Source organism: Peptoclostridium litorale DSM 5388 (assembly GCF_900141635.1).
GTDB lineage: Bacteria > Bacillota > Clostridia > Peptostreptococcales > Peptostreptococcaceae > Peptoclostridium > Peptoclostridium litorale.
Genome location: NZ_FSRH01000032.1, coordinates 1 through 1,692 on the forward strand (window position 1 = coordinate 1; position 1,692 = coordinate 1,692).

Annotated in this window: 1 protein-coding gene and 1 pseudogene; both read right to left on the minus strand. The window is 44.2% G+C overall.

Going from position 1 to position 1,692, the window contains the following annotated elements:
- Positions 1 to 542 (minus strand): annotated as a pseudogene (locus BUQ87_RS14780) (glycine/sarcosine/betaine reductase complex component C subunit alpha); the annotation flags it as partial.
- Positions 543 to 552: 10 nt separating this feature from the next.
- The coding region (gene grdC / locus BUQ87_RS14785; protein ID WP_074210137.1) for a glycine/sarcosine/betaine reductase complex component C subunit beta at positions 553 to 1,692 on the minus strand (1,140 nt) is incomplete at its 5' end.

A 1,692-nucleotide genomic window follows, 5' to 3' on the forward strand; every position in this document is an offset into this window, starting at 1 on the left:
AGCTCTTTAAGAGCTCTTTCTACTGCTCTTGCTCCGTCAAGGTTAAGTATTCCAACTGTAGGGTTTTTCTTGCCCATAGCTTTTGCAGTGATTATTCCGTATATCGCGTTTTTAACCATTGCCTCAACCCTGTGAGCTGCAGATGTTCCTGTTGTTGTAGCTATGAACATCTCTTTTCCTTTTCCAGGTGTTATTACTCTTCCCACTGTTGAAACTCCTATTGGGAAGTTGTAGTGCATTGTAACACATGCGCTTAGGTATCCGCTGTCAAGAAGCTCTTCCATTTTCTTGTGAGCTTCTTCTTCTGTTGCAACTTCTGCAACTTCAAGCTCTGTGTCTACCTTTGGTCCTATTAGTACTATTTCAAAGCCTGCGCTTTCCTTTGCAGCCATCTCTGCTCCTGCAACAAGGTTTTCTACGCCGTGCTCGCTTCCAAGTGTTGTTATTCCAACTCTTATTCCTGCTGCAAAGCTTCCAGTTTCTATAGCCTTAGCTATGTCCTTGAAAGTTTCGCCTATCATTTTTTTAATGTTTTCTGACATGGTCTCACCCCTATTCTGCGAGTAGATGTGCTGCAAATTCCTTCATAGACTCAGCTATCATTTTTCTTACTTCCTCTTTTGAAGCTCCGCCTTCTTCTACTACTCCGCTGTTTCTTTCTATTACTATAGAGCATCCGTCAAACAGGTTAGTCATTCTTCCTAGGAAAAGACTTCCCTTTCCTACTATCATGGCTCTGTTTCTGTCGCCAGTTGTAAGGTCTTCTCTTACGAATCCTAGGTATGGCGCTCCTGATGGTATGTGTCCCTGTGTTGGAGCCCATCCTGGCATTCCGTGGTTTTCAACGAATTCGCCTATTTGAGATCTTTCAAGCTCTTTGCCCATAACCGCAAGAGCTCCTATCATCTTGTAGTTAGCCTCTGGAACGTCTCCTGCTCCTGCTGGCTTAGTTATGTCTGGGTTTTGCATTTCAACCGAGTACTTGTCTACGTCTGTTATCTTAAGTCCGCCTTTTGCAAGTGGAGCTTTAACTAGAGCGCCTATTACAGCCTGTGGAGATGATCCTGTTCCAACTGTGTGTCTTCCCACTAGGTCTGTTCTAAGAACTGGGCTTACTCCGTCGTTTTCGCTAACTAGTGCAGCGAATCCGCCTAGGCAGTCCTCAAGAACTGGCATTTCTTTCTTAACGTGGTCTTTTCCGTTCATTCCAAGTTTAGCCGTAGCTCCACCTGCAACTATTACTACGTTACTGTATACTCCTGATTTTACAAGAGCTGATGCTGATATAAGAGCGTGTGTTGGAGCCGCGCAGAATCCTCTAAGGTCTGATCCTGTAGCGTTGTTGCATCCGCACATTTCAGCTAGTGATTTAGCGAAGTTTCCTCCACCTCTTTGGTTCATGTCTCCACAAGCCTCTTCTGAACACTCTATAACATAGTCTATTGAAAGTGGGTCTATGTTGTTTTTAGCTATAAGGTTTGCAAGAGAAAGTGCTCCCGAAGCCTTAACTGCAAGGTTTTCAAGCATTGTATGAGAGTTTAGGTTGATGTCAACATCGTGAGCTCTCTTTACGCATCCTACAAGAGTTCCGTCGTTGTATAGTCCCTCTGCGTGGAATTCGTTTACTTGTGTCTCTATTTCAGCTATTTCAACTCCAGCGTTTACCTGGTCAGCCATGTATCCGATTACTGG